24 protein-coding genes are annotated in these 18,668 nt (G+C 75.4%); 10 read left to right on the forward strand and 14 right to left on the reverse strand.

Annotation, left to right across the window (positions count from 1 at the left end; all coding sequences use genetic code 11):
- Positions 1-76: 76 nt before the first annotated feature.
- The 3 genes from NLX85_RS15520 (at position 77) to NLX85_RS15530 (ending at position 2,503) form a co-directional block, all read left to right on the forward strand.
- Positions 77-853 (forward strand): 1-acyl-sn-glycerol-3-phosphate acyltransferase, encoded by a 777-nt coding sequence (locus NLX85_RS15520; RefSeq protein ID WP_254335669.1) that lies wholly within the window; start codon positions 77-79, stop codon positions 851-853.
- Between the two features lie 67 nt (positions 854-920).
- On the forward strand, positions 921-1,571 hold the full coding sequence (locus NLX85_RS15525; RefSeq protein WP_254335670.1) for an NAD(P)H-dependent oxidoreductase: 651 nt from the start codon (positions 921-923) through the stop codon (positions 1,569-1,571).
- 89 nt (positions 1,572-1,660) lie between these two features.
- Complete coding sequence (locus NLX85_RS15530) at positions 1,661-2,503, forward strand: SDR family NAD(P)-dependent oxidoreductase (RefSeq protein WP_254335671.1); 843 nt, start codon at positions 1,661-1,663, stop codon at positions 2,501-2,503.
- A gap of 3 nt (positions 2,504-2,506) precedes the next feature.
- On the opposite strand, the gene NLX85_RS15535 is transcribed toward NLX85_RS15530, so the two are convergent.
- Together NLX85_RS15535 and NLX85_RS15540 are read right to left on the reverse strand one after the other, a co-directional pair.
- On the reverse strand, positions 2,507-2,875 hold the full coding sequence (locus NLX85_RS15535) for a DUF4180 domain-containing protein (RefSeq protein WP_254335672.1): 369 nt from the start codon (positions 2,873-2,875) through the stop codon (positions 2,507-2,509).
- On the reverse strand, positions 2,868-3,320 hold the full coding sequence (locus NLX85_RS15540) for a helix-turn-helix domain-containing protein (protein WP_254335673.1): 453 nt from the start codon (positions 3,318-3,320) through the stop codon (positions 2,868-2,870). The genes NLX85_RS15535 and NLX85_RS15540 overlap by 8 nt, the downstream gene beginning before the upstream one ends.
- 99 nt (positions 3,321-3,419) lie before the next feature.
- Here NLX85_RS15540 and NLX85_RS15545 point away from each other — a divergent pair, with 99 nt between their 5' ends.
- From NLX85_RS15545 to NLX85_RS15555, 3 genes are all read left to right on the forward strand, one after another.
- Positions 3,420-4,187, forward strand: a complete 768-nt coding sequence (locus NLX85_RS15545; protein WP_254335674.1) for a glycerophosphodiester phosphodiesterase family protein — start codon at positions 3,420-3,422, stop codon at positions 4,185-4,187.
- A gap of 16 nt (positions 4,188-4,203) precedes the next feature.
- Positions 4,204-5,595: an MFS transporter gene (locus NLX85_RS15550; protein WP_254335676.1), complete on the forward strand. Its 1,392-nt coding sequence runs from the start codon at positions 4,204-4,206 to the stop codon at positions 5,593-5,595.
- 65 nt (positions 5,596-5,660) lie between these two features.
- Positions 5,661-6,374, forward strand: coding sequence for a thymidine kinase (locus NLX85_RS15555; protein ID WP_374628094.1), 714 nt, complete (start codon positions 5,661-5,663; stop codon positions 6,372-6,374).
- 16 nt (positions 6,375-6,390) lie between these two features.
- Here the strand turns inward: NLX85_RS15555 and NLX85_RS15560 are convergent, their stop codons facing one another.
- The gene (locus NLX85_RS15560; RefSeq protein ID WP_254335678.1) at positions 6,391-6,852 is read right to left on the reverse strand and encodes a hypothetical protein; all 462 of its coding nucleotides are present in this window, start codon (positions 6,850-6,852) and stop codon (positions 6,391-6,393) included.
- A 108-nt stretch (positions 6,853-6,960) separates the two neighbouring features.
- On the opposite strand from NLX85_RS15560, the gene NLX85_RS15565 reads away from it, so the two are divergent.
- A complete protein-coding gene (locus NLX85_RS15565; RefSeq protein WP_254335680.1) occupies positions 6,961-7,332 on the forward strand; it encodes a VOC family protein in 372 nt (123 codons plus the stop codon).
- Between the two features lie 48 nt (positions 7,333-7,380).
- Here the strand turns inward: NLX85_RS15565 and NLX85_RS15570 are convergent, their stop codons facing one another.
- A complete protein-coding gene (locus NLX85_RS15570; RefSeq protein ID WP_254335681.1) occupies positions 7,381-8,208 on the reverse strand; it encodes an SDR family oxidoreductase in 828 nt (275 codons plus the stop codon).
- A gap of 96 nt (positions 8,209-8,304) precedes the next feature.
- On the opposite strand from NLX85_RS15570, the gene NLX85_RS15575 reads away from it, so the two are divergent.
- Entirely contained in the window at positions 8,305-8,706 is a 402-nt protein-coding gene (locus tag NLX85_RS15575) for a helix-turn-helix domain-containing protein (RefSeq protein WP_254335682.1), read from the forward strand.
- A gap of 4 nt (positions 8,707-8,710) precedes the next feature.
- Here NLX85_RS15575 and NLX85_RS15580 read toward each other — a convergent pair whose 3' ends face one another.
- Genes NLX85_RS15580 through abc-f form a run of 3 tightly spaced genes read right to left on the reverse strand, consistent with a single transcriptional unit; the run spans position 8,711 to position 12,264 of the window.
- Positions 8,711-9,556, reverse strand: coding sequence for an LLM class flavin-dependent oxidoreductase (locus NLX85_RS15580; protein WP_254335683.1), 846 nt, complete (start codon positions 9,554-9,556; stop codon positions 8,711-8,713).
- 35 nt (positions 9,557-9,591) lie between these two features.
- Entirely contained in the window at positions 9,592-10,584 is a 993-nt protein-coding gene (locus NLX85_RS15585; protein WP_254335685.1) for a tyrosine-type recombinase/integrase, read from the reverse strand.
- A 57-nt stretch (positions 10,585-10,641) separates the two neighbouring features.
- A complete protein-coding gene (gene abc-f / locus NLX85_RS15590; protein ID WP_254335687.1) occupies positions 10,642-12,264 on the reverse strand; it encodes a ribosomal protection-like ABC-F family protein in 1,623 nt (540 codons plus the stop codon).
- A gap of 212 nt (positions 12,265-12,476) precedes the next feature.
- Between abc-f and NLX85_RS15595 the strand changes: the two genes are divergently transcribed.
- Positions 12,477-13,511, forward strand: a complete 1,035-nt coding sequence (locus NLX85_RS15595; protein WP_254335689.1) for a YafY family protein — start codon at positions 12,477-12,479, stop codon at positions 13,509-13,511.
- Between the two features lie 6 nt (positions 13,512-13,517).
- Here NLX85_RS15595 and NLX85_RS15600 read toward each other — a convergent pair whose 3' ends face one another.
- The 5 genes from NLX85_RS15600 to NLX85_RS15620 form a co-directional block, all read right to left on the reverse strand.
- Positions 13,518-13,943 carry an Hsp20/alpha crystallin family protein gene (locus NLX85_RS15600; RefSeq protein WP_254335692.1) on the reverse strand — a complete coding sequence of 142 codons (426 nt, stop codon included), beginning with the start codon at positions 13,941-13,943 and terminating at the stop codon, positions 13,518-13,520.
- 74 nt (positions 13,944-14,017) lie between these two features.
- Positions 14,018-14,527, reverse strand: coding sequence for a GNAT family N-acetyltransferase (locus tag NLX85_RS15605; protein WP_254335693.1), 510 nt, complete (start codon positions 14,525-14,527; stop codon positions 14,018-14,020).
- A gap of 40 nt (positions 14,528-14,567) precedes the next feature.
- Positions 14,568-15,089 (reverse strand): DUF2087 domain-containing protein, encoded by a 522-nt coding sequence (locus NLX85_RS15610; protein WP_254335695.1) that lies wholly within the window; start codon positions 15,087-15,089, stop codon positions 14,568-14,570.
- 119 nt (positions 15,090-15,208) lie between these two features.
- Positions 15,209-15,775 (reverse strand): isochorismatase family protein, encoded by a 567-nt coding sequence (locus tag NLX85_RS15615; protein ID WP_254335697.1) that lies wholly within the window; start codon positions 15,773-15,775, stop codon positions 15,209-15,211.
- Positions 15,776-15,846: 71 nt separating this feature from the next.
- Positions 15,847-16,350, reverse strand: a complete 504-nt coding sequence (locus tag NLX85_RS15620; protein ID WP_254335698.1) for a MarR family winged helix-turn-helix transcriptional regulator — start codon at positions 16,348-16,350, stop codon at positions 15,847-15,849.
- 69 nt (positions 16,351-16,419) lie between these two features.
- On the opposite strand from NLX85_RS15620, the gene NLX85_RS15625 reads away from it, so the two are divergent.
- Complete coding sequence (locus tag NLX85_RS15625; RefSeq protein WP_254335699.1) at positions 16,420-17,655, forward strand: MFS transporter; 1,236 nt, start codon at positions 16,420-16,422, stop codon at positions 17,653-17,655.
- A gap of 11 nt (positions 17,656-17,666) precedes the next feature.
- On the opposite strand, the gene NLX85_RS15630 is transcribed toward NLX85_RS15625, so the two are convergent.
- Both NLX85_RS15630 and NLX85_RS15635 read right to left on the reverse strand, forming a co-directional pair.
- Positions 17,667-18,062 carry a cupin domain-containing protein gene (locus NLX85_RS15630; protein ID WP_254335700.1) on the reverse strand — a complete coding sequence of 132 codons (396 nt, stop codon included), beginning with the start codon at positions 18,060-18,062 and terminating at the stop codon, positions 17,667-17,669.
- A 27-nt stretch (positions 18,063-18,089) separates the two neighbouring features.
- Entirely contained in the window at positions 18,090-18,575 is a 486-nt protein-coding gene (locus tag NLX85_RS15635) for a GNAT family N-acetyltransferase (RefSeq protein ID WP_254335701.1), read from the reverse strand.
- Between the last annotated feature and the right edge of the window lie 93 nt (positions 18,576-18,668).

The following is an 18,668-nucleotide window of genomic DNA, read 5'->3' on the forward strand; positions in this document are numbered from 1 at the left end:
GACCCTGATCACCTCTGCCGGTCGGCCCGGGATCGGGTCCCGGGCTCACCCGCGCGCGTGCGACCATCCAGCACTGATGGACACCCCGACCACCCACTGGCGTGCGCCGCTGCTCTGGCGCGCCGCGCAACTGGCCGCCCGCGGCCTCGTCGCCCTGCTCGGCCGGCTCGAGGTCAGCGGCGACGTGCCGGAGGACCTGCGCCGCGGGCCGCTGGTCCTGGCCGCCAACCACATCAGCCCCTTCGACCCCGTGGTGCTGGCCGCCGCCTGCCAGGTCCGCGGCATCCACCCGCGGATCATGGCCACCGGCGGGCTGTTCCGCGCCCCGGTGATCGGCCCGTTGATGCGCCGTGCCGGCCACATCCGCGTCGACCGCGGCACCAGCTCGGTGCGCCACTCCCTGGAGATGGCCGCCGGCGCGGTGGCCGGCGGCTCGGTGGTGCTGGTCTACCCCGAGGGGCGCATCGGGCTGGACCCCGGCATGTGGCCCGAGCGGGGCAAGACCGGCACCGCCCGGCTCGCGTTCGCCAGCGCCGCCCCCGTCCTCCCGGTCGCCCAGTGGGGCTCCCACGAGGTGCTGCCCTACCGGGCGCCCAAGGGCATGCTGCGCGCCCTGGCCCGGGCGGTGTGGCGCCGGCCCGTCATCCGGGTGCGGTTCGGCACCCCGGTGCTGCTGCGCGACCTGCACCCCGGCACTCCCGGCGCGGCCCGGCGGGCCACCGACCGGATCATCGACGCGATCACCGACGACCTGGCGCCGCTGCGCCCCGACGAGCCCGACCGGCCCCGCCACGTCGACCCCGGCCGCCCCACCGAGACCGCCCGGTCGCACCGCCGCCGGCCCGCGCGCTGAGGCATCGCCGGCCACCGGCCCGGGTATCCGACAGCCGTCACCGCCGGCCGGCCGAGAGGAAACGACCGTGGCGTCCATCCGGGCCCTGGTGCTCAACTGCACCCTGAAGCCGTCCCCCGCCCCGTCCAGTTCGGAGGTGCTCGGTCAGGAGGTGCTCGACGCGCTGGGCACCCAGGGGGTGTCCGGGGAGATGATCCGGGTCGTCGACCACTCCGTGCGCTTCGGGGTCTCCACCGACGAAGGCGACGGGGACGGGTGGCCCGCCATCCGCGCGAAGCTCCTCGCCGCGCAGATCCTGGTGATCGCCACCCCGATCTGGCTGGGCCAGCCGTCGGCGGTCTGCAAGATGGTCCTGGAACGCCTGGACGCCGAGCTGTCCGAGACCGACGCCGAGGGTCGGCTCCGCACGTACGGCAAGGTGGCCGGCGTCGCCGTGGTCGGCAACGAGGACGGCGCGCACCACACCATCGGCCAGGTGCAGCAGGCGCTCAACGAGGTCGGCTTCACCTGCCCCGCCGCGGGAGCCACCTACTGGGTCGGTGAGGCGCTGCACAAGACCGACTACATCGACGCCCGCCCCAAACCGGACACCACGGGCCGCACCACCGCGGCGCTGGCACTCAACAGCGCGCACCTGGCGCGGCTGCTGGCCGAGCAGCCGTACCCGCCGCCGCAGACCCGCGACGCCGGGGTGGGCCCGAGCCGGCAGCCGGGCTGACGCGCCCGCGTCGGGCGTTCCGCTGCGCCGACCCGCCGCCCGGTGCGACCCTGCGAGCGGAACGCGGGCAGCCGACGGCGGAGGCGGGGATGAGCGCACCAACGGTCCTGATCACCGGCACGTCCACCGGCATCGGCCTGGAAACCGCCGTGGGCGCGGCCCGCGCCGGCTGGCGCACCGTGGCCACCCTGCGCGACCCCGCCCGCGCCGACCGGCTGCGCGCCGCCGCCGACGCCACCGGGGTCGGCGACCTGCTGGACGTACGCCGGCTCGACGTCGTCGACCAGGCCGAGGTGGCCGCCTGCGTGGCCGACGTCGTCGCCCGCCACGGCCGGCTCGACGCGGTGGTCAACAACGCCGGCGCCGGGCACGTCGGCACCCTCGAACAGGAGACCGTCGAGGACGTCCGGGCCGTCATGGAGGTCAACTTCTTCGGCGTCCTGCACGTCACCCGGGCCGCGCTGCCGCACCTGCGCGCCACCCGGGGCCGGCTGATCACCGTGACCAGCGTCGGCGGGGTGGTCGGGCAGCCGTTCAACGAGGCGTACTGCGCGGCGAAGTTCGCCGTCGAGGGGTTCATGGAGAGCCTCGCCCCGGTCGCCGCCACCGTCGGGGTCAGCGTCACCGTGGTCGAGCCGGGCGCGGTGGCCAGCGAGTTCGTCGCCAACGTCGGCCTCGACCCGGAGGCCGCGATCGCCGCCGCCGGCGTGTACGGGCCGGCGCTGCGCGCGTACCTGGAGCGCAGCGCCGCCGCGTTCGCCGCCGCGCAGTCGCCGGCGGACGCCGCCGCGGCCGTGGTGGCGACGCTCGTCGACCCGGAGCCCGCGCCCCGGGTGCAGACCTCCCCCGCCGCCCGGCAGTTCGTCGGCGTCAAGCTGGCCGACCCCGACGGGCTCGGCGTGACCGCGTTGACCTCCGGCTGGGTGCGCTGAGGCTCAGCCGGTGGCGGCGAGCCGGGCGTCCAGCGCGGCCAGGTCGGGCACGAACCAGATGTGGTCGTGCCGGTTGGACTCGGCCACCAGCGCGCGCAGCGCGCCGCTCTCGGCCAGGTGCGCGGAGATGTCGCCGACGACGACCAGCCGCAGCCGGTAGTTGACGAACTTCTGCATGACCTCGCCGGCGAAGCGGGTGCCCAGGGAGAAGAAGCTCGGGTCGAGCCGGCCGGCGGGCACCGCGACCACCTCGGCGCCGCCGAAGGCCGCGCCGATCAGGTCGAGGGCCGCCTCGGTGGTGGCCACCGGCGGGCCGGCCGGGTCGCAGACCAGCACCGGCACCCCGGCGCGTTCCTCCAGCACGTCAGGCATCGCCGGTCTCCTTCCCGGTGAGCAGGCCGTTGTCGCCGGCCAGCACGGCGTCGACCAGGTGCAGCAGGTCGGCGGTGGCGGCGGCGTCGCCCAGGATCACGATCTTCATGCGGTGGCGTTCCTCGTCGTGGACGGTCTGCACGCGCAGAGGGCGCGCGGGGTCGTGGTGGGTGTTGACGCCGGCCAGCACGAGCGTGGCGATGCGGTCGGCCGCCGCCCGGTCGACGCCGTCGACCTGCACGATGCTCGACACCTCCGCCGCCGGCGTGCCGGCGGCCGGCGCGGGCCGGCCGGTCAGCGCGTCGAGGTCGGCGCGGGCGATCCGGTACTGCTTGCCGATCCGCACGGCGCGCAGCCGGCCCGCGCGGATGTAGCCGCGCACGGTGCGCACGTGCAGCCCGAGCAGCTCCGCCACCTGCTCCACCGAGTACATGTCATTACCCATCACGCCCTATCGTAGCGGCAACAGGGAACGATAGGGAAGTTGGCTGCGGCGACGCCGGCCGGCCACCCGGACGTCACGCAGGCCCGGCATACTTCCGGCGTGCAGCCCCGACACGGCTACCTCGACGCCCCCGCGCCCCTCGCGTTCGCCCACCGCGGCGGCGCGGCCGAGGGCGACGAGAACACCGCCACCGCGTTCGCGCGCGCCGTCGCCCTGGGCTACCGGTACGTGGAGACCGACGTGCACGCCACCGCCGACGGCGTGCCGGTGATCTTCCACGACGCCACCCTGCGCCGGGTCACCGGCGAGCGCGGCCGCATCGCCGACCTGCGCTGGGCCGACCTGGCCTCGGTACGTGTCGGCGGCGCCGCCGTGGTGCCCCGCCTCGACGAGGTCCTCGGCGCCTGGCCGGAGATCCGGTTCAACGTCGACGTCAAGGCCGACGGGGGCGTCGTGCCGACCGTCGACACGGTCACCCGGACCGGCGCCGGCGACCGGGTGCTGCTCGCCTCGTTCAGCGACGCCCGGCTGGCCCGGCTGCGCGCCCTGGCCGGGGCGAAGGTCGCCACCAGCCTCGGCATGCGCGGGGTGGCCCGGCTGCGGATGGCCTCCCTGCACGGGCGGCCGCTGCGGCTGCCCCCGTCCGTGGTCGCCGCCCAGGTTCCCGTCCGGTACGGGCGCGTGCCCGTGGTCGACCGCCGGTTCCTCGACTACTGCCACCGGCTCGGGTTGCAGGTGCACGTCTGGACGATCGACGATCCCGCCGAAATGCACGACTTACTTGATCTTGGTGTGGATGGCATCATGACCGATCACGTCGGCGTGCTGCGCGACGTCTACCGCAGCCGCGGCCACTGGGCCGCCTGAACCTCCGAGGACCCCGATGGCCGATACGGTCGCCCCCGCCGTCGCCGAGCCCGCCCGCCCGGGCAGCACCCGCCGTGAACGCACTGGCTGGTACTTCTACGACTGGGCGAACTCCGCCTTCCAGACCACCGTGATCACGGTCTTCCTCGGCCCGTTCCTCACCACCGTCACCGAGCTGGCCGCCGGCTGCGAGCTGGGCGCCGACAGCTGCGACGGGGCCGTGCACCCGCTGGGCATCCGGGTCGCGGCCGGCTCCTTCTACCCGTACCTGATCTCGCTGTCGGTGTTCCTCACCGTGTTCGTGCTGCCGGTCGTCGGGGCGATCGCCGACCGGTCGGCGCACAAGAAGCGGCTGCTCGCCGCGGCGGCGTTCACCGGCGCCGGCGCGACCATCGCGTTCGCGTTCGTCACCGGCGACCGCTACCTGCTCGGCGGGGCGCTGTTCCTGGTCGCCAACATCTCCTTCGGCGCCGCCGTGGTCGTCTACAACTCGTTCCTGCCGCAGCTCGGCGGCCCCGACGACCGGGACGCCATCTCCAGCCGCGGCTGGGCCATCGGCTACCTCGGCGGCGGGCTGCTGCTCGCGCTGAACCTGGTCGCGGTCACCATGCTCAGCGAGGAGGGCAACCCGCAGCGCACCCTCGACCTGGCCCGCTGGTCGATCGTCTCGGCCGGCGTCTGGTGGGCGGCGTTCACCCTGCCGCCGCTGCGCTGGCTGCGCGAGCACCCCACCGCCGCGGCGCTGCACGGCGGCGGCAACGTGCTCACCGACGGGTTCCGGCAGCTCGGCCACACCCTGCGGGAGATCAAGGCGTACCCGCTGACGCTGTTCTTCCTGCTCGCGTTCCTGGTCTTCAACGACGGCATCCAGACCGTCATCACCCTGGCCAGCCAGTACGGCACCGAGGAGCTGCGGCTGGAGCAGAGCACCCTGATCGTGACGATCCTGCTGGTGCAGTTCCTCGCCTTCGGCGGCGCGCTCGCCCTCGGCGCCCTGGCCCGGCGCATCGGCGCCTGGAAGACCGTGCTGCTGTCCCTGGTGCTCTGGACGGGCGTGATCATCGCCGCGTTCCGGCTGCCCGCCGAGGCGCCGCTGCCGTTCATGGTGCTCGGCGGGTGCATCGGCCTGGTGCTCGGCGGCAGCCAGGCGCTGAGCCGGTCGCTGTTCAGCCAGCTCATCCCCGCCGGCAAGGAGGGCGAGTACTACGGCTTCTACGAGATCAGCGACAAGGGCACCAGCTGGCTCGGGCCGCTCGCCTTCGGCCTGGTGTTCCAGCTCACCTCCTCGTACCGGGTGGGCCTGGTCTCCCTGCTGATCTTCTTCGTGGTCGGGTTCGCGCTGCTGGCGGCGGTGCCGATCCGCCGGGCCATCGTCGCCGCCGGCAACACCCCGCCCCGGATGCTGTGAGGCGGCCCGCGCGGGCCGCCGCGCGGGCAAGATCCTTCCGCGTCGATGAACTAGGCTGCCCCGACGTGACCGACGACGCCGCCCCGATCTGCCTGGCCCGTCCCCTGCCGGGCCCCGGCGACGACCGTGCCGGCGGCTGTGCCGCCGCCCGCGCCGTCGACGGCCGGCCGCTGCACGCCGCCGCGCTGAAGTTCTTCTGGGGGCCGATGGACTGCGGCAAGTCCACGATGGCCCTCCAGATGAACTACAACCACGCCCGGCAGGGCCGGCGCGGCCTCGTGACCACCCGCATCGACCGCTCGCTCGGCCCGCAGGTCACCACCCGCATCGGGCTGGCCCACTCCGCCGTCGAGGTGACCGACGAGCTGGACCTGCGCGACCTGGTGCGCGACGCCTGGGCCGAGGGGGTCCGCGTCGACTACCTGATCTGCGACGAGGCGTCCTTCTACAACCTGGCGCACGTCGAGCAGATGGCCGACCTGGTCGACAACTTCGACGTCGACGTGTACGCCTTCGGCCTGGCCACCGACTTCCGTTCCTGCCTGTTCCCGGCCGCACAGCGGCTGTTCGAACTCGCCGACGAGGTGGCCCGCATCCAGGTCGAGGTGCTCTGCTGGTGCGGCAGGGAGGGGCGGCTCAACGCCCGGGTCGTCGAGGGTCGGGTGGTGCGCGAGGGCGAGCAGGTCGTCATCGGCGACACCGTGGACACCGCCGACGTGCGCTACCAGGTGCTGTGCCGGCGCCACTACCGCTCCGGCGACCTCGGCCCGCGCGCCTGATCCGAACTGCCCGCGGTCAGAAGGGGTCCCCGCAGACCCGCCACTTCCCGTCCTCCTGCACGATCGGCAGTTCCCGCTCCTCGCTGCCGCCGCCGTCGCGGGTGAGCCGCACCGTCACCGTGCCGCGTGGCCGGCCGCCCCGGGTCTGCACCGACACGTCGACGATCTCGTAGCCGCTGACCTGCGGCGGGGTGCGCACCCAGCTGCCGAAGCCGACCTGGCTCCACTTCCCGCGCGCCTCCCGGCACAGCTTGTCGTACGCCTGGTCGGTCTCCCCGGCGGCCACCTGGCGGAAGAACGCGTCGGCGGTGTCGCGGACCGGGCCGTTGGCCTGGAGCACCACCTGCACGTTCCAGACGCCGAGCCCGGCCACGCCGACCAGGCAGGTGCCCAGCCCGAGGACGGCGACCAGCGCGCCGGCGCGTACCGGCCGGCGGCGGCGCCGGGCCGGCCGGCTCCCCGCCCGTTCCCTGCCCATCACCACCGACGGTAGAGACCGGCGGCCCGGCCCGCAGGAACTTGTGCCGCTGAGATCCGCCGACTGATCCTGACAGAAGATGGCAGGTACCTTCGGCAGACTGCCGGCATGACAGTGCACGCCGACCTCGCGATGGTCAACCTCGACAGCTCCGACCCGGTCGCCCACGCCGCGTTCTACTCGCGCGCCCTCGGCTGGGAGGTCACCCACAGCCAGGCCGAATACGCCATGATCAGCAAGGACGGGACGTCGGTCGGCTTCGGCCTGGTGCCCGGATACGCGCCGCCGGCCTGGCCGGACGAGACCGCCGGCAAGCGCTACCACCTCGACCTCTACGTCGACGACGTGACCGTCGCCGAGAAGGAGCTCGTGGCGGCCGGCGCGACGCGGCCGGAGTTCCAGCCGGGCGGCGAGCGGTGGACCGTGCTGATCGACCCGATCGGCCAGCCGTTCTGCCTCTGCCCCCGGCCGCAGGGCTGAGCACCGCCGCCGGCCCGCCGGGGTTGCCCGGCGGGCCGGCGGAACCGGTCAGCGGAAGTCGGCGACGTGCCGCGCCGCCCAGTCGGCGAAGCCGCGCGGCGCCCGGCCGAGCAGCCGCGCGACGTCCGGGCTGACCCGCTGCTCGGCCGGCGACGGCGTACCCAGGATGCTCAGGGTCGCCGCCACCACCGGCTCCGGCATGAACGCCAGCATCTGCTCCCGCGCCTGCTGCGGGGTCTGCTCGACGAACCGGACCGGCTCGCCGAGCGCCGCCGCGAGCGCCGCCGCCTGCTGCCGTGGCGAGACCGCCGCCGGCCCGGTCAGCTCGTACGTGCCGCCGGCGTGGCGGCCGTCGCGCAGCGCGAGCGCCGCCACCTCGGCGATGTCGGCCGGGTCCACGGTCGGCAGCGCCACGTCGCCGAACGGCGCGTGCACGACCCGCCCGGCGCGTACCCCGGGCGCCCAGGCGAGGGCGTTGGAGTGGAAGCCGCCCGGCCGCAGCATCGTCCACTCCAGCCCGGACGCGCGGACCGCCTCCTCCTGCCCCGGCGGATGGCGCCTGGTCGCCACGCCCTGCGAGGAGAGTAGGACCACCCGGCGTACGCCGGCCTGCCGCGCGGTGTCGAGGATGGCGCCCGGGTCCGCGCCGCCGGCCAACTGCTCGCCGGTGAACAGCAGGAACAGCGCCTCGGCCCCGTCGACCGCCGCCTTCAGCCCGGTCGGGTCGGCCAGGTCGGCGCGGACCGCCCGTACGCCCGGTGGCAGGTCGGCCGCCGAGACGCCCCGGGACACGGCCGTCACCGGTTCACCCGCCCCGGCCAGCGCCCGCACCAGCGGTCGTCCCACGTTTCCCGTCGCGCCGGTAACTACGATCATGACGTGCCCCTCTCGGTGTGCGTTGTGGACACCGAGCACGTTAATCGCCTCCGTATAGTAGGTACCTAGAGGAAAGTAACGGCATCGGGAGGCTTTGTGAGCAGCACCACCTGGCGCTCCGGCGTGGCCGGTGACCCGGAGCAGGCCTGCCCCATCGCCCCGGTGGTCGACCTCGTGTTCAGCCGCTGGACCACGCCGATCCTCTGGGCCCTGCACGAATACGGCCGGCAGCGCTTCGTCGAGCTGGAACGGCGGCTCGTCACCATCACCCCGAAGGTGCTCACCCAGCGGCTGCGGCAACTCGAACGCGACGGCCTCGTGCGGCGCACCTACCACGCCGAGGTCCCGCCCCGGGTGGAATACGAGATCACCGAGCTGGGCGGCAGCCTGGCGCCGCTCTTCGCCCACCTGGCGCAGTGGTCCGCCGGCCACCTCGACCGGGTCGAGCAGGCCCGCCAGGACTACGACGCCCGCCCACGGCCGCCGCGCGGGCGCTGAACGGTCAGCGCAGCGGCCCTCGGGCGACCGCGGCCCGCATCCCGGCCGGGTCGCCCGCCGGGACGTACTCCAGCCACCAGGTCGCGCCGGCCGCCGCCAGGTCCGCCAGGTAGGCCCGCTCGACCCGCTCGTCGGGGCGTCGCCGCCGGCCGCCGACCGCCACGTCGAACGGCTGCCCGTCCGCGCGGGTGGCCGGCAACGCGGCGACCAGGTCGTGCACCTCCTCCGGGGTGAAGTCGGACCAGCCGGCGGTGTCGGTCAGCTTGTAGGGCACGATGCCGTCCGCGCGGGCGGCCCGCCGCAGCACCGCCCTGGCCTGCGTGCTGCCGCCGACCCAGACCGGCACCCGGGGCGACTGCACCGGCGCGGGCCGCAGCGCCACCGCGTCGGCCCGGTAGTGGGCGCCCCGGTGCGTGACCCGCTCGCCGGAGAGCAGCCCGACCAGCAGGTCGAGACCCTCGTCGAGCATCGCGGCGCGGGTCTTGAGGTCGGTCGGCTCGCCGAACGCGGCGAGCCCCCGGTCGGCCGGGTCACCGACGCCCACCGCGACCCCGGCCCGGCCTCCGGAGAGGTGGTCGAGGGTGAGCACCTCGCGGGCCAGCTTGGCGGGGCGACGCCGGGGCAGCGCGGTCACCGTGGTGCCCAGCCGGATCCGGTCGGTGCGGCCGGCCACCGCCGCCAGCACCAGCCAGGGGTCCCAGGTCGGCGGGTCGTCCCCGGCGTGGTGGATGAGGTAGTCCTCCAGGAACACGCCGTCCCAGCCGGCCCGCTCGGCCAGTTCGCCGAGCGCGACCAGGTCGGACACCGTCACCGAGGCGCCCCCGCAGCAGATCTCCAGCCCGTGTCGCATTCCGGCACCCTACGGCGGTGGTACGACGGTGGCGGCTATCCGCGGCGGCGCGCCCGGGCGGCCCAGATGGCGTACGCCGGATCGCGGTCCAGGTTGTGCCGGTCCCGGTCGTAGCGGCGGGTGGTCCGCGGGTCGGCGTGCCCCATGGCGTCCTGCACGTCCTCCAGCGGCACCCCCTCGGCGCGGGCGGTGGTGGCGAACGCGTGCCGCAGCGAGTGCGGAGACAGCTTCGCCCACGCGGGGATGCCGGCGGCCTGGGCGAGCCGGCGCACCAGGCGGAACACCGCGTGCCGGTCCAGCCGCCCGCCGGTCGCGGTGACCAGCAGCGGACCGGTCAGCTCCGGCACCGCCACCCCCTGGGCGGCGGCCCGCGCCGCCAGGTAGGCGTCGATGGCGTACGCGGTGCCGGGGGTGAGCGCCCGCCGGCGGACCTTGCCGCCCTTGCCGACGAACCGGATGCTGCGGTGCCCGCGCTCGGCGCCCAGGTCGGCGAGGTCCAGTGAGACCAGCTCGCCGACCCGCAGCCCCAGGTCGGCCAGGAGGGCGATGGCGGCCCGGTTGCGGGCGGCGGTCGCACCCGTGTCCGCGTCGGCGGCGGCGAGCAGCGCGTCGACCTCGTCCGGGGTGAGGCCCATCGTGGCGGAATGGTCCCGGTCGACCCGGGGGCGGTCCGCCGCGGCGACCGGGTTGGCGTCGACCGCGCGCAGCTTGACCAGGAAGTCGTACCAGCTCGACAGGGCGGACAGGCGGCGGGCCACGGTGGCCGGGGTGAGCGGCCGGCCGCCGCGCCCGCCCGGCGTGGATTCCAGCTCCCGGCCGTAGGCGTTGACGTCGAGGAAGCTGGCCCGCAGCGGGTCGAGGTCCCGGGCGGCGCACCAGCTCAGCCAGCCGGTGACGTCCCGCCGGTACGCGTCGCGGGTGTGCTCGGACAGCCGGCGGTTGCGCAGCCACGCCTCGGTGAAGTCGGTCGGCCCGCCGGGCAGGGCGGCGGCGGCCGACCCGCGGGGCAGCACCTCGGGACGCAGCATGTGAGAAAGGCTCTCAGCCGGCCGGGCGATTCGCGACGAGGCGCGCCCGAGGAGATCTCACCCCGCCTCCTCCACCAACCGGCCGTCACCGAGCCGCCACCGCCGGTCGACACCCACCGCCTCGGCGAACCACGTGTCGTGGCTGACCATCACCACCGTGCCGCGGAACTCGCGCAGCGCCGCCTCGACCACCTCCAGGGAGTCGAAGTCCAGGTAGTTCGTCGGCTCGTCGAGCAGCAGCACCCGGGCCGGGCTGTTCACCAGCACGGCCAGCAGCAGCCGGCGCAGCTCGCCGGCCGACAGGGTCCGCAGCCGGGCGCCCCACTGGTCCGGCCCGAACAGGTGCCCGTCGAGCAGCCGTTCGGCGTCGTCGGCGTACACCGGGACGTGGGCGCGGAAGTGGTCGAGGACGGTGACGTCGGTGCGCAGCGCGTCGTGGGTCTGCGGGAGCAGCGCGATGCCCGCGGCGGCCTCGACCCGACCGCCGTCGGGGTCGCGCCGGCCGGCGAGGGCCCGCAGCAGGGTGGTCTTGCCGGCCCCGTTGGGGCCGGTCAACAGGATCCGGTCGCCGCCGCGCACACCCAGGTCGGCCCGGTCCAGCAGCGTGCGGCCGCCGGCGGTCAGGGTCAGGTCGCGGGCCCGCAGCACCTCGCCGTCCGCCGGCGCGGCCTCGGGAAACGCCAGCGTCAGGCCCGGCCGGGTACGCGGCTGCGCCAGCCAGCGGATCGAGTCCATCTGCCGGCGCAGCCGTCGCTCCCGCGCCTTCGCCTTCTTCGCCACCTTCTTGGCGTAGCGGCGCTGCTGGTCGGCGCCCAGGCCGCTGCGCACCGACTCCTCCACCCCGCGGGCCTGCTCCTTGGTGCGGGCGATGTCGGCCAGCCAGCGGCGGTGGTCCTTCTGCTGGGCCTCGTAGTCCAGCAGCAGCCGCTGCCAGCGGCGGACCTTCTCGGCGCGGTAGTCGGTGTAGCCGCCCGGGTAGGTCTGCGGCTCGTCGTGGATGCCGTCCAGCTCCACCACGCGCTGCACCGTGCGGTCCAGGAACGCCCGGTCGTGGCTGACCACCAGCACCCCGCCGGGGAAGGCGGCCAGCCACTCCCCGAGCCAGGCGATGCCCTCGGCGTCGAGGTGGTTCGTCGGCTCGTCCAGCACCAGCAGGTCCGGGGCGTCGAGCAGCACCCGCGCCAGGGTGAGCCGGGCCTGCTCGCCGCCGCTGACCCGGTGCAGCGGGGTGTCGTCGGCCAGGTGGTCGACGTCGAGGCGCTGCCGGACCTCGGTGAGCCGGGCCTGCGCCCGCCACCCGTCCAGCGCCGCCCACCGGTCCTGCGCCTCCCCGTACGCGTCGAGCGCCGCGGTGTCGCCGCCGGCCAGCCGGCGCTCCAGCTCGCGCAGCTCGGCGGCGAGCGGGTGCAGCTCCCCGAGCCCGGCCGCGAGGAACTCGCCGACCGTGGCGTCCGGATCGGGGACCTGCTGGGCGAAGTAACCGACGGTGGTGCCCGGCGCGCGGTCGACGTGGCCCGTCGACGGCGGCTCCTCGCCGATGAGCACCCGCAGCAGGGTGGACTTGCCCACCCCGTTCGGGCCGACCAGGCCGACCCGGTCACCGGCGTTGACGATCAGGTCCAGACCCGCGAAGAGCGGCTCGGTGTCGTAGTGCTTGCTGACGGCGACGGCTTTCAACACGGGCGATCCTCCGCGGGACGACGGGCGGGACCGCGGCCGGCCTTGCGGCGGCGGTCGGGGGCCGTGGCGGCGGGGCGGTGGGCCCGGCCGCGTCCTCGCGGATCACATGTGTCGGTCGGCTCCTGCTCGGTCGGCGACGCTGAACGCCACCGACCCTGCCAGCCGGAGGACCGGGCCGCCACCGGTTTACCGGCACGGGTTACCGTCACGGCGTGCGTGCCAGCCGCCTGGTCTCCCTGCTGCTGCTCCTGCAGACCCGGGGCCGGATGACCGCCCAGGAGCTCGCCGACGCCCTGGAGGTGTCGGTCCGGACCGTCTACCGGGACGTCGAGTCGCTCGGCGCCGCGGGCGTCCCGGTGTACGCCGACCGCGGCCCGGCCGGCGGCTACCGGCTGCTGGAGGGCTACCGGACCCGGCTGACCGGGTTGACCGCGCCGGAGGCCGAGGCGCTGTTCCTGGCCGGCATGCCCGGCCCGGCCGCCGACCTGGGCCTCGGGCCGGTGGTGGCGGCCGCCGAGCTGAAGCTGCTCGCCGCACTCCCCGACGAGCTGGCCGACCGGGGTGGCCGGGCCCGGCAGCGGTTCCACCTGGACGCGCCGGGCTGGTTCCGGCACCCCGAAGCCACCCCGCACCTGGCCGCGCTGGCCCGGGCCGTGTGGGAGGACCGGCTGGTCGAGATGCGCTACCGCCGCTGGCGGGCACCGCGCGAGGTGACCCGGGTGGTCGCCCCGCTGGGCGTCGTGCTCAAGGCCGGCCGGTGGTATCTCGTGGCCCGCTGCGACGGGCAGCTGCGCACGTACCGGGTCGGTGCGGTCCTCGACGTGGTGGTCTCCGACGAGCGCTACGAGCGGTCCGCCGACTTCGACCTGGCCGACTACTGGCGGGAGTGGACCGAGCGCTACGAGCGCGACGTCTACCGCGGCCGGGCCCGGATCCGGCTGACCGTGGCCGCGCTGGAGTTCATGCCGTACGTCTTCCCGCCGGAGATGAGCCGGGCCGCCCGGGCGGCGGCCGGCGAGCCCGGCCCGGACGGTTGGCTGGAGACCACCGTGCCGATCGAGTCGGTGAAGCACGCCCACACCGAGCTGCTCAAGCTGGGCGCGGAGGTGGAGGTGCTGGAGCCGGCCGAGCTGCGGGACCGCCTCACCGTCACGGCGCACGCCCTGGCGCGGCTCTACCCGGTCGCCCCGGACACGCCGGCGGGGGTGGCCGGCACCCCGGCCACCCCCGCCGCCACGTCGCCGTGACCTGGCTCAGGCGCTGATCTCGCGCCGGCCGTTGCCGGTTGCGGTGACCGCGATCCGGCGCGGCTTGGCCCGCTCGGAGATCGGGATGCGCAGGGTCAGCACCCCGTTCTCGTAGCCGGCCTCCAGCTTGTCGGTGTCGAGGGTGTCACCGAGGAAGAGCTGACGGGTGAAGGTGCCCATCGGCCGCTCGGCGGCGACCAGCTCGACGTTGTCTCCGGCCGCCCGGCGCCGCTCCGCGCGGACGGTCAGCACGTTGCGCTGCACCGTGCAGTCGATGCTGTCCGGGTCGACGCCGGGCAGGTCGAAGGCGGCGTAGAAGTAGTCGCCGTCGCGGTAGGCGTCGAGGTGCATGACCGCCGGCCGAGCCGTGGTGCCGAAGAACTGCTCGGCGAGCCGGTCGATCTCGCGGAAGGGGTCGGTACGCATCAACATGGCCGTGCCTCCTCGGTTCTCCTGGCCGAAGGTGTCGAGTTGAGTCGGGTTGACTCAAGTTCTCGATTCCTGTTTTAGCGCGGCACGGCGGCGTCGTCAACTCGGGACGGCAGCGTCTTCTCGAACCAGTGCTGGGCGTAGCGGTCGGCGTTGAAGGCGGGGATCTCCCGGTAGCCGTGGCGGGCGTACAGGGCGCGCGCCTCAACCAGGTCGGTGCGGGTGTCCAGCCGGATCCGGTCCGCCCCGGCGCCGCGCGCGTACCTCTCGGCGGCGGCGAGCAGGGCCGCCCCGCCGCCGGCGCCGCGGTGTGCCGGACGGACGTAGACCCGGGTCAGCTCCGCCCAGCAGGGCCGCCAGCGCAGCCCGGCGCAGCCGGCGAGGCGCCCGTCGCGGCGGGCCAGCAGCAGCAGCCCGGTGGGCGCGGCGAGGTCGTCGCTCGGTGACTCGGCGAGGGCCGCGGTCACCTCGCCCGGCCGCTCGGGCCGGCCGTGCCAGCGGCGGACCATCTCGGCCATGTACTCGTGCAGCACCACCCCGGCGTCGGCGGCGTCCGGGGCGGTGCGGTGGATGCTCCAGGTGGTCACCGCCCGATCCTCACCGGCCGGTCAACGGCTTTTCCCCGGCTCAGGGTCGCCAGTAGACGCCGTGGTCGCGGGCGAGCAGCCGGTCGTCGATCAGGTAGCGGCGCAGCGTGACGTGGTCGGCCTCGCCGCCCTCGCACCAGCGGCGCAGCGCGTCGTCCACGGCCCGTTCCGGATACCGCACGCCGGGGGTGAAGGAGCGCTCGGTGATGTGCTCCAGCAGCACCCGGCGGCGGCCGCGCTGGGCGGGCAGCCGGGTCAGCGCCCCGTCGCGGAGGAAGGTGCGCAGGATCGTCTCGCGGGGGTCCGCCGGCGGGGACGCCGGGGCCGGACCACCGGCACGGGCCAGGTCGCGCAGCCGCTGAGCGTCGACCCGCAGCCCGGTCCCGTCGTCGGTCAGCACGCCGACGTCGGTGAGCCGGCGGACCGCGGTGGCGGCGTCCCGGGCGGACAACCCCGTCCGGGAGACCACGGCGGGGACGTCTCCGGCGCCGAGCACGATCGCGGCGAACACGGCGCGTCGGCGCTCGTCGGCGAGCGCCCCCGCCAGGGCCTGAGAGCTCATGACCGGCAGCCTGCCAGCGCCCACCCCCGGGCGGCCAGGGGTTTTCGACCGGGGTGGGCGACCCGCGCGGGGGCCCGGCGGTCAGCGGTGGGCGCGCCGCGGGCGGCCGGAGGCTCGGCTCAGGCGGGGACCGGGGCGGCGAAGTCGACGTCGGCGGTGTCGACCGTGCCGGCGGTGCGCCCGGGCGCGGAGTGGTAGCGCCAGTAGAGGTTGGTGTGGGCGATCACCTGCTCGGGCGCGGGCGCGCCGTAGGCGGAGAGGTCCTCGGTGGTGTGGGCGTCGGCGACCAGCGTCGCGTCGTAGCCCCGGGTGATCGCGCCGTGCAGCGTCGAGCGGATGCACGCGTCGGTCTGCGCGCCGGTCACGACGAGCCGGCCGACGCCCCGCGTGGCGAGGACGGACTCCAGGTCGGTCTCCTCGAACGAGTCGCCGTAGGCCTTGTGCACCAGCGCCTCGTCGTCGCGGCGCACCAGCTCGGGCACGTACTGCCACTGCTCGCTGCCGGTGGGCAGTTCCTCGCTGCGGTGCTGCACCCAGACCACCTCGACCCCGGCCGCCCGGGCCCGGTCGACGAGGGCGGCAATGTTGCCCACCACCCGGTCCCGGTCGTGCGCGTGCTGCACCACACCGTTCTGCACGTCGATGACGAGCAGGGCGGTGTGCGGTCGGTCGACGAGCGTGCTCATGTGGGCCTCCCTGGAACGGGCGTCGGCTGGTCGAGGGCCAACCTAGCCCCGGCCACCGACATTCCGGCCGGTCAGATCCGGCCCGCCGGCGGCTGCGCCGCCAGGGTGACCCGGCGGAGCAGGTCGGACAGGACCCGCCGTTCGTCCGGCGTCAGCGCGCCGAGGACGCGGTGCTCCTCGTCGCCGACCACACTCATGGCGCGCTGCCACGCGGCCCGCCCGGCGTCGGTGAGGGCCACGTCGATCCGGCGGCGGTCCACCTCGGACGGAATCCGCCGGACGAAGCCCCGCCGGACCAGCGCGTCGACCCGGGCGGTGATCGAGGCGGGCGCCATCCGCAGGTCACCGGCGATCTCCGAGGGCGCGGCCCGGCCGCCCCGGCCGGCGAGGGCGTGCAGCGTGCCGTACTCCTTCTCCTGGAGGTCCAGCTCGCCCAGCGCCCGGTCCTTCACGTCGCGCAGGTGGCGGGTGAGCAGCGACATCCGGACGACGGCGCCCTCCACGTCGGGGTCCAGGTCGGGCACCACGGGCAGCCAGCGTGCGACGTGCTGGTCGACGGGGTCGCGGTCGGTCACCCCGCCAACGGTACGCCGACGCCGAAATATTCGTTGTCTAAATATTCGACGTCGAAGTAGCCTGCCGGGGTGACGCATCCTCTCCGGCTCCGGCCGTTCCGACTGCTGTTCCTCGGCCGCACCGTCTCCGCCGTCGGCGACGCCGTGGTGCCCACCGCCCTGGCCCTGGCCGTGCTCCGGGCGACCGGCTCGACCGCCGCGCTCGCCACGGTGCTCGCCTGCGCCATGGTGCCCCGGCTGCTGCTGCTCCCCCTCGGCGGTGTGGTCGCCGACCGGTTCGCCGCCCGCCGCGTCGCCCTCGGCACCGACCTGGTGCGCTGCGCCGCCCAACTGGCCGTCGGCGTCGAACTGCTCGGCGGCGCCCCCGCGCTGACCCACCTCGCCGTGGCCTCCGCCGTCGGCGGCGCGGCCTCGGCGTTCGCCATCCCCACGGCCTCCCCGCTGATCGCCGGCACCGTCGACGGCGACGGCCGGCAGCGGGCCAACGCCCTCATGGGCGCCACCGCCAACGCCAGCCGCCTGGCCGGCCCCGCCCTGGCCGGGCTGCTGATCTGGACCGTCGGGCCGGGCTGGGCGTTCGTGCTGGACGCGGCCTCGTTCGCGGTCAGCGCCGCGCTGCTGGCCGTCATCCAGGTGCGGCACGTGCCGGTCCCCCACCGCTCGCTCCGCGCCGACCTGGTGCTGGGCTGGCGGGAGGTCCGGGCCCGTGACTGGTACTGGAGCAGCCTGATCGCCCACGGCGTCTGGAACGGCGCCGCCGCCGTGCTGCTCACCCTCGGCCCGGTGATCGCCGTCGACCGGCTCGGCGGCGAGGGTGTCTGGGTGCTGCTCCAGCAGGCCGGCGCGGTCGGCCTGCTGGCCGGGTCGCTGCTCGCGGCGCGGGCCCGCCCCCGCCGGCCGGTGCTGCTGGGCAACCTGGCCCTCGCGGCGTACGCGGCGCCGCTGCTGCTGCTCGCCGCCGCCGCGCCCGCCCCGGTGACCGTCGCCGCCTACTGCCTCGCGCTGGTCGCCCTCGGCTTCCTCAACCCGGTCTGGGAGACCGTGGTGCAGGGCCAGTTCCCGCCCGAGGTGCTCGCCCGGGTCACCTCGTACGACTGGTTGATGTCGCTGGGCGCCATGCCGCTCGGGTACGCCCTCGCCCCGCTCGCCGCCCGGGCCTGGGGCGCGTCGGCCCCGCTCGCGGTGGCCGGGGTGCTGGTCCTGCTCGCCTGCGTCGGGACGGCCGCCGTCCCCGGCGTACGCCGGCTGGGCTGGCCCGTCCCGACCCCGGCGGCCGCCGCGGAGCCGGCGCCGGCCGGGCGCTGAGGCGACCCGGGTCAGAGGCGGTGCCCGGTGGTGGCGTCCACGTGCCCGGGCACCTCGTCGTGCCGCTCCCCGACGCTGGACGTGCCGGACGGCTCGAACATGAGGATCGACGCGCCGTCCGGCGCGGACGGCCGGTGCTCCACACCGCGCGGCACCACGAACACCGCGCCGCGCGGCAGCACCACCTCGCGTTCCACGCCGTCCGCGCCGTCGCGCAGGGCGATCCGCAGCTCGCCGTCGAGCACCAGGAAGAACTCGTCGGTGTGGTCGTGGGCGTGCCAGACGTGCTCGCCGGCCACCTTGGCGATCCGGACGTCGTAGTCGTTGACGGTGGTGACGATGCGCGGGCTCCACAGCTGGTCGAAGCGCGCCAGGGCGGCGGCCAGCTCGATCGGCTCAGGGTTCATCGGCCCATCCTCGCGCAGCCGCGCCGCTCACAGGGGACGGTGCATGACGTGCAGCCCCACCCGCCCGAGCGTGGGGTGCGCGAACGACTCCGGCACGGTGCCGATCACCGTGAAGCCGAGCCGCCGGTACAGCTCCACGGCCGCCGTGTTGGTCTCCACCACGGCGTTGAACTGCATCGCGGCGAAGCCCTGCCGCCGGGCCCAGTCCAGGGCGTCCTCGCAGAGGGCCCGGCCGACGCCGCGACCGCGGGCCGCGGCGGCCACCATGAAGCTGGCGGTGGCCACGTGGGCGCCCGGACCCGGCCGGTTGGCGCCCATCTTGGCGGTGCCGAGCACCGTGCCGTCCTCCTCGGCGACCACGGTGCGGCCCGGCGGCCGTTCGACCCACACCTCGCGGGCCACCTCGGCCGGCCACGTCGGGTCGTAGGGGAAGGTCTCCTGGGCGACGATGACGCCCTCGACGATCGGCCAGACCTGGGCCCAGTCGGCCTGCGTGTAGTCCCGGATGCGCATCCCGGGCAGGCTAGCGGTGCGGTCGCCGGCCGGGTACCGATTTGCGTCCGGCCGCACGGGGCAGCGCGAGGTGGCCCGGCCGGACCATCATGG

The organism is Micromonospora sp. A3M-1-15 (genome assembly GCF_024213425.1).
Taxonomy (GTDB): domain Bacteria; phylum Actinomycetota; class Actinomycetes; order Mycobacteriales; family Micromonosporaceae; genus Micromonospora; species Micromonospora chersina.

Bases quoted from the DNA above. Each gene is read 5' to 3' on its own strand.
- NLX85_RS15580 (WP_254335683.1), bottom strand. From the start codon at position 9,556: ATGCGACACGGGCTGGAGATCTGCTGCGGGGGCGCCTCGGTGACGGTG.
- NLX85_RS15610 (WP_254335695.1), bottom strand. From the start codon at position 15,089: ATGAGCTCTCAGGCCCTGGCGGGGGCGCTCGCCGACGAGCGCCGACGC.
- NLX85_RS15635 (WP_254335701.1), bottom strand. From the start codon at position 18,575: ATGCGCATCCGGGACTACACGCAGGCCGACTGGGCCCAGGTCTGGCCG.
- NLX85_RS15615 (WP_254335697.1), bottom strand. From the start codon at position 15,775: ATGAGCACGCTCGTCGACCGACCGCACACCGCCCTGCTCGTCATCGAC.
- NLX85_RS15600 (WP_254335692.1), bottom strand. From the start codon at position 13,943: ATGTTGATGCGTACCGACCCCTTCCGCGAGATCGACCGGCTCGCCGAG.
- NLX85_RS15630 (WP_254335700.1), bottom strand. From the start codon at position 18,062: ATGAACCCTGAGCCGATCGAGCTGGCCGCCGCCCTGGCGCGCTTCGAC.
- NLX85_RS15535 (WP_254335672.1), bottom strand. From the start codon at position 2,875: ATGCCTGACGTGCTGGAGGAACGCGCCGGGGTGCCGGTGCTGGTCTGC.
- NLX85_RS15530 (WP_254335671.1), top strand. From the start codon at position 1,661: ATGAGCGCACCAACGGTCCTGATCACCGGCACGTCCACCGGCATCGGC.
- NLX85_RS15565 (WP_254335680.1), top strand. From the start codon at position 6,961: ATGACAGTGCACGCCGACCTCGCGATGGTCAACCTCGACAGCTCCGAC.
- NLX85_RS15550 (WP_254335676.1), top strand. From the start codon at position 4,204: ATGGCCGATACGGTCGCCCCCGCCGTCGCCGAGCCCGCCCGCCCGGGC.
- NLX85_RS15585 (WP_254335685.1), bottom strand. From the start codon at position 10,584: ATGCTGCGTCCCGAGGTGCTGCCCCGCGGGTCGGCCGCCGCCGCCCTG.
- NLX85_RS15540 (WP_254335673.1), bottom strand. From the start codon at position 3,320: ATGGGTAATGACATGTACTCGGTGGAGCAGGTGGCGGAGCTGCTCGGG.
- NLX85_RS15570 (WP_254335681.1), bottom strand. From the start codon at position 8,208: ATGATCGTAGTTACCGGCGCGACGGGAAACGTGGGACGACCGCTGGTG.
- NLX85_RS15560 (WP_254335678.1), bottom strand. From the start codon at position 6,852: ATGGGCAGGGAACGGGCGGGGAGCCGGCCGGCCCGGCGCCGCCGCCGG.
- NLX85_RS15520 (WP_254335669.1), top strand. From the start codon at position 77: ATGGACACCCCGACCACCCACTGGCGTGCGCCGCTGCTCTGGCGCGCC.